This window comes from Nostoc sp. 2RC (assembly GCF_014222165.1).
Taxonomy (GTDB): Bacteria; Cyanobacteriota; Cyanobacteriia; order Cyanobacteriales; family Nostocaceae; genus Nostoc; species Nostoc linckia.
The window spans coordinates 1-6,704 of the sequence record NZ_JACKZU010000421.1 but is presented as its reverse complement, the minus strand read 5'-3'; the positions used below and the strand labels follow the sequence as shown (position 1 = coordinate 6,704).

5 protein-coding genes and 1 pseudogene are annotated in these 6,704 nt (G+C 41.8%); 5 read left to right on the top strand and 1 reads right to left on the bottom strand.

Going from position 1 to position 6,704, the window contains the following annotated elements; all coding sequences use genetic code 11:
* The first annotated feature begins 875 nt into the window (after positions 1 to 875).
* The 4 genes from GNE10_RS30290 (at position 876) to fba (ending at position 4,957) form a co-directional block, all read left to right on the top strand.
* Positions 876 to 1,118 carry a hypothetical protein gene (locus GNE10_RS30290; RefSeq protein WP_185569488.1) on the top strand — a complete coding sequence of 81 codons (243 nt, stop codon included), beginning with the start codon at positions 876 to 878 and terminating at the stop codon, positions 1,116 to 1,118.
* A gap of 70 nt (positions 1,119 to 1,188) precedes the next feature.
* A complete protein-coding gene (locus GNE10_RS30285; RefSeq protein ID WP_260447090.1) occupies positions 1,189 to 2,787 on the top strand; it encodes a tetratricopeptide repeat protein in 1,599 nt (532 codons plus the stop codon).
* A gap of 159 nt (positions 2,788 to 2,946) precedes the next feature.
* Entirely contained in the window at positions 2,947 to 3,639 is a 693-nt protein-coding gene (locus tag GNE10_RS30280) for a Uma2 family endonuclease (protein ID WP_185569486.1), read from the top strand.
* 238 nt (positions 3,640 to 3,877) lie between these two features.
* Entirely contained in the window at positions 3,878 to 4,957 is a 1,080-nt protein-coding gene (fba, locus tag GNE10_RS30275) for a class II fructose-bisphosphate aldolase (RefSeq protein WP_185569484.1), read from the top strand.
* Between the two features lie 303 nt (positions 4,958 to 5,260).
* On the opposite strand, the gene GNE10_RS30270 is transcribed toward fba, so the two are convergent.
* Positions 5,261 to 6,073 carry a carbon-nitrogen hydrolase family protein gene (locus GNE10_RS30270; protein ID WP_099072818.1) on the bottom strand — a complete coding sequence of 271 codons (813 nt, stop codon included), beginning with the start codon at positions 6,071 to 6,073 and terminating at the stop codon, positions 5,261 to 5,263.
* A gap of 216 nt (positions 6,074 to 6,289) precedes the next feature.
* Here GNE10_RS30270 and GNE10_RS30265 point away from each other — a divergent pair.
* A pseudogene (locus tag GNE10_RS30265) lies at positions 6,290 to 6,625 on the top strand (MarC family protein); the annotation flags it as partial.
* Positions 6,626 to 6,704 lie beyond the last annotated feature (79 nt).

The following is a 6,704-nucleotide window of genomic DNA, read 5'->3' as shown; positions in this document are numbered from 1 at the left end:
TCTCTAGCAAACAAAACTAGCAATTATTATCGAATAATGAAATTGAATCATAACAAAATTAGAAACTGTAAGAGATACAAACTTTCAATATTGCTAGACGGTTTGATTTTTTTTTAGAAAATAAAATTTACTGCTAATATATGCTGAATATCGTGTTCAATTCCGGATTGATAATTATGACTAATATCCAGACAATTTGGTATCAAAATTTTTAGATTCCTGTAAATCTTCCTTTACCTTTTTATATCAAGTACTTAATTTTTTTTATAAATAGGATTGCTATATATTTCTCAAATAATAATAGGACTTACGCAACGCTGATATTGTCATTGCGACGGAAAAAGAGTGTAGGGAAGCAATCCCAGCGTCAGAAGGATTACTTTTCTAGGAGATGCTTGTCTGCGACACGCTGCGCGAACGCGTAGCTTGCTTCTGTGTAGGAGTAGGCGATCGCTCCTAATGACAAAATTACCTTATTTTTGCGTAAGTCGTGAATAAATCAGAGTATGTGATTTAGATTGTTGACAACTATGCCTTTCTCAAACTTGGCTAAAAGTGTTTCTTGACAGTAGATATACTGATACGCATCATTTGGTAGCCATTAGACCTTCTTTACTTACACCTCATTGCCAACAGGGAGGGTTTCTTCAAAAGTTAAGTACAAGTATATGAAATCTGTATGAGATTTATTAGTTTCATTTTTGAACACAAAGGACTACATTGAAATATAGTTAACCCCAGTTGTGAGAGTAACTTTTACTATACTCAACACTTCTTTCCAGACACTCATCACAGTTTCAGTGAGTATGCTCAATATTAAAGAGAATTCTCCTTGAGATTACACAATATATTCCAATATTAGGTTAATTTAACCTATGAAAAATACTTCTAAAAGCCTCCAAGAGTTAAATGAGGCCAGCTTTAATATGCCCAATGGGTTGATGAACTGTAACTTCAATGCCAAAAATGTTAGGCAAGCGCCCCAATGTGATATCTACGATGGGCTATGCCTACGTACATATAGAAATTTGGCACTTGTGGCAACAAACAATATCAAGATTATCAATCACTGTCTTCAGTGGATGGGAGGCAATGTTAATGATGCCATCGAACAGTGACATCTGAATGGGAAGTAGCGATCGCAACCCCAAATATTGTTGATGAAATTAATTATAAAGTAACCGCTATATGTCTAAAAACCTTGCCACACTCTTGGCACAGTTCTCCCAATCCTCTGCGGTGGAGATGAATGCTTGCTTACTCTTAGATGAAAAACCAATTAAACAAGCTCAGAAACTCAAAACATTAAGTAAGTACATGCAGCAGTATCCCCAAGGATGGAAAAAACGCCTCGAATTAGCTAAGTTGTTTTATGCAATGGGCCGATGGGAGCAAGCTATTGAGGAATATCAGCAAGTGATTGAACGACAACCCCAATTGCTTGACGCGCGGCTACAACTGGCAAAAATCTTGCATCTCATAGGACGACAGACAGAGGCTATAGAAGTTTATGAAAACATGTTGCCCTTGTCGCATCATGAAGCAAATCGGCAGCACATAAGTGGATTGATTGAAGCTTGCAAAGGTAACAACCAAAAGGCAATTAAAGCTCTTGAATCTGCTGCTTTCTTGGAGCCTGACAAAGTAGTTCACTGGCTTGCTTTAGGACAGGTACATATGGCAATGGAAAATACTGTTGCAGCTTTGCAAGCCTTTGATGCAGTGTTGTCCATCGATCCAGATGATATCATTGCTTTGATTCTCAGCTATGACGCGTTAATAGCATTGGGGAACGTTCAAGCAGCTGGGCAAAAATTGAGCAAAGTTATAGAGTTAGCTCCTGATGATTTCCAAGTACTTCAACGACAGTTGGAGGAGCGTTGTCGCATGAGATTGGTATTAGGCGAACAAGGCAAACAGACAAAAAAGATGATCGGCTCTGCTTTGCAACAAGCGCCAAATGCACCCGAATTCCACAAATTCTTAGCATACTATCACATATTTCGAGGAGATTGGGCACAAGGGGTAGCAGTATTAGCACAATTTACTGAGAAGCACCCCAATAATCCTACTGGTTGGTATTATTATGGGCGGTGTTTGGCCGACACAGGCGAAAACAAACCAGCTGCCGAGGCGATTTTGAAGGCTTATCATTTGTATCCCAATGATTGTGAAATCTATCGAGGGTTGTGCGATATTTTGCCTGCGGCGGGTAAATTAAATGAACTGTATCCCTTAGCAGAAGAGATGCTGCGGCGTTTTCCCGAACGCTGGAGTGCTTGGGCTACAGCAGGGCGAGTGCTGGTGGAAAGTTTCAAAGAAATTGAGTGGGGGTGTAGTGTCTGTGCTAGAGGAACACAACTTCAACCCCAGTTACCAGATGCTTGGTTTTGTTATGGACGAGTTTTGGCGTTGGCTGGAAAACACCAAGAAGCGGTAGAGGCGTTAGTACAAGGATGGCAGTTTTTACCAGAAAAAGGAGCTTATCTACAATCTCTACCTGGACTAGTTTGGCTTGGGGAGAGTTATCGAGTGTTAGGAAATAATGCCGTCAGTCGGCGTTATTGGCAAGAAACTTGCCTGCAAGCCCAAAAAATAATGGAATTCGATCCAGCTACGGCTTTTTATTGGCAAGCAAGAGCCTTAGAGCAATTGAAAGACGAATTAGGCGCTATCGAAGCTTATCGAAACGCCCTGAGTCAGCAGTTGCTTTACCCTGCCCACGAAGAAGTTAAAAACGCTCTAAAATGGTTACAAAGTATGTTAAAAAACGGTTCTCGTGCTTAAAGTTTGTTTGATAGCTTGACTCAAATTCAGCAAAAAAAGCTTTGAACTCGAAAAATTCCAAAATTGACCTTGGCGATCGCTTTAGTTACTACAAAACACTTACCATCAATTTCCCTAGTTCGATAAGATGGGCATAGGCTCAACCAAAATACCATCGTTATGGTAAAAACACCTCCACAGCATTGGACAATTCCCTTGTTGGAAAATGGCGACAAACTCACACGTTATGAATTTGAGCGGCGCTACAACGCCACGCCTAACTTGAAAAAAGCGGAATTGATAGAGGGAATTGTCTATATTATGCCTGCTGCTTTGCGTTTTAGAAGTCACGGTCAACCACATGGTTGGATTATTGGTTGGTTATTTACTTACGAAGCAGCTACACCTGGTGTAGCTTTGGGAGTTGAACCCACAGTGCGCCTAGACTTAGATAACGAACCTCAACCAGACGCAGTTCTCCTGATCAATCCAAAAGCAGGTGGTCAAGCAAAGCTGAGTGAAGATGATTATATTGAAGGCGCACCAGAGCTAATTGTCGAAATTGCTGCCAGTAGCGTTGCCATCGACCTCCATGCCAAAAAACAAGCCTATCGCCGCAATGGAGTCAAAGAATACATCGTTTGGCAAGTACTTGATGAAAAATTGAGTTGGTTTTATTTGGAACAGGGTGAATATCTAGAGTTAGCGAGTGATAGCAGTGGAATTTTGCGAAGTCGGGTTTTTCCTGGGTTGTGGTTAGCGGTTGCAGAGTTGTTAGCAGGGAATATGCAGTCTGTGTTAACTATTTTACAAACAGGCTTGCAATCTCCCGAACACGCGGAATTTGTAGAGCAATTAGTAGATTTAGACTGAAGCGATCGCCTTTACTCGATGATTTAGCATACATGGCTACAAAAGCCTTGACTTTGGGGGTAGCTGACTCTACAGCACCATAGACCATATTGACAGTAACTTTAACTTAAACTTTTTCAACATAAGCACACAACACTAGTTATAATTTCCTATAAGTTGAAAAAACTCTTAAGATTTAGCGTGATTATTACGCTTCTCTCACACCGACTAGCTGACAACCACATTAGGAGGACTATCTATGGCGCTTGTACCATTGCGGCTGCTGTTGGATCACGCGGCTGAGAACGGTTACGGCATCCCAGCTTTCAACGTTAACAATTTGGAACAGATTCAAGCGATCCTGAAGGCTGCTGTAGATACAGATAGCCCCGTGATTTTGCAAGCTTCTCGTGGCGCTCGTGCTTATGCTGGAGAAAACTTCCTGCGTCACCTGATTTTGGCCGCGGTAGAAACCTATCCCCAAATTCCCATCGTCATGCACCAAGATCATGGGAATGCTCCTTCTACCTGCTACTCAGCAATTAAGAACAACTTCACCAGCGTGATGATGGATGGTTCTTTGGAAGCTGATGCCAAGACCCCTGCTAGCTATGAATACAACGTCAATGTGACTCGCGAAGTTGTAAATGTAGCGCATTCTTTGGGCGTCAGCGTCGAAGGCGAACTCGGTTGCTTGGGTTCTCTAGAAACTGGTGCTGGTGAAGCTGAAGATGGTCATGGTTTTGAGGGTACACTCGACCACTCCCAACTGCTAACCGACCCCGACCAAGCTGTTGACTTCGTAGAGCAAACCCAAGTAGATGCTTTGGCAGTTGCCATCGGCACTAGCCACGGTGCTTACAAGTTTACCCGCAAGCCGACTGGAGAAATCTTAGCAATCAGCCGCATTGAAGAAATTCACCGTCGTCTGCCTAACACTCACCTAGTAATGCACGGTTCTTCTTCCGTACCTGAAGATTTAATCGCTTTGATTAATGAGTACGGTGGTGCTATTCCTGAAACCTACGGTGTACCTGTAGAAGAAATCCAAAAAGGTATCAAGAGCGGCGTTCGTAAAGTGAACATCGACACCGACAACCGTTTGGCAATTACCGCCGCTGTGCGCGAAGCTTTGGCTAAAGCTCCTAAGGAATTTGACCCCCGTCACTTCCTCAAGCCTTCTATCAAATACATGCAAAAAGTTTGTGCCGAACGCTATGAGCAATTTGGCACAGCTGGTAATGCTAGCAAGATTAAGCAGATTTCTCTGGATGATTTTGCAACTAAGTATGCCAAGGGTGAACTTAAAGTGATCACCAAAGCAGCTGCCAAAGTTTAATAATTAAAGAAACTGGGGATTGGGGACTAGGGACTGGGTTAAGATAGCCATTTACTAGAATCTTCCTAATTCTCAATTTCTTTCATTCATAAATAGGGGCAAAAGTATTTCTATGCTCCTAAAAAAATGAGAATTTTAATATTGAAATAAATAAACTGGGTGAGCTTAATGCACCCAGTTTTTTTGTTTGATTCATGAAAATTGGGCATTGGGCATTGGGAAAGGGGTAAGGGGGAAAGGTTAAATTTATCCCTTTACCCTTTACCCTTTACCCTTTAACCTTTTCCCCTGCCTCCCCTGCCCCTAAAACACCCGATGCTGCAAAGAGGGCATTTGACGACGGACTTGTTCGAGTCTGGTGGGTTTGATTTCAGCGATCGCAATTCCCGGTTTTTCGCCAGCATCCGCTAAAATTACTCCCCAAGGGTCGATAATCACAGCGTGTCCGTGGGTTTGGCGGCGGCTGTAATTGTTGCCTGTTTGAGCCGGAGCAATGACGTAAGCAGTATTTTCGATGGCTCTTGCTTGTAATAATACTTGCCAGTGGTCTTTTCCAGTGAAGGCGGTGAAGGCAGCGGGAACAAACAACACATCGGCTCCCTTATCTGCTAAATGACGATACAGTTCTGGGAAGCGCACATCATAACAAATAGAAAGTCCTAAATTACCAAGTTTTTCTGAAAAATAAACTGGAGGTAGTTGCCTACCAGCCAAAACAGTATTGGATTCGCGATAGGTGTTACCGTCGGGGACATCCACATCAAATAAGTGTACTTTGTAGTAGCGGGCAAGTTCTTGGCCGCTTGGGTCAATGAGTAGAGTAGTATTGTGGACTTTGCCTGTATTATCTACCGGAAGTGGAAAGCTACCGCCCAAGATGGTAATTTGAAAACGCTGAGCCATTTTTTTCAAGAATTTTTCACTTTCAATAGCAATGGCATCTCCTTGGGCAAGTCTGTCTTTTTCTTCTCCCATAAAAGAAAAGTTTTCTGGTAAACCTACCAATTCAGCACCTTGACGCACGGCAAGATCTATTAATTCTTCTGCCTGTGCCAAATTTTTTTGCAGATCCGGCACACTGGTTAATTGAATAGCGGCGGCTAAATAAGACTTCATAGATTCAACAACGAATAGTTGATTTATGGAAAATAGATTATCAAAATATATCGCTACTTCAGCATCTGTGAAACTTAATTAAAAATCGATGACTTGTTGCTTTTCTTGAACAAACTTAATTATTCCCATCGCTTATTTTAATCCTCCTCTGGCTTCTGGCAAACTCAGCAGGATTGCGATTAATTTGTGAGGAAACCTTAATAATAGCTAGCTGTTGTGGATATTTCGATTCTGGTTCAGACATTTATTGCTGTGTTTGTCTTGGCAGATGCTGTGGGCAATATACCGATTGTTTTAGTTTTAACTAAGGGCATGATGCCAGAAGAAAGAAATAAGGTGATAGATAAAGCAATTATCGTTGCGATCGCAGTTCTTTTGTTGTTTGCTTTTGCTGGACAAACAATTTTGAATTATCTAGAAATCAGTATCGACTCTTTACGAGTAACAGGAAAACTATTGTTACTGTTAATTGCTTTACAAATGCTGCAAGGAGAATTAAGTAGACCGATTATTGAAGAAGGACGGGATATCGCAATTACTCCACTAGCAGTTCGCTTTCATGACTTGGCTCTTTAAAGGGTAAAGGGGAAAGGGGAAAGGGGAAAGGTTTTAAATCCCTTACCCTTTACCC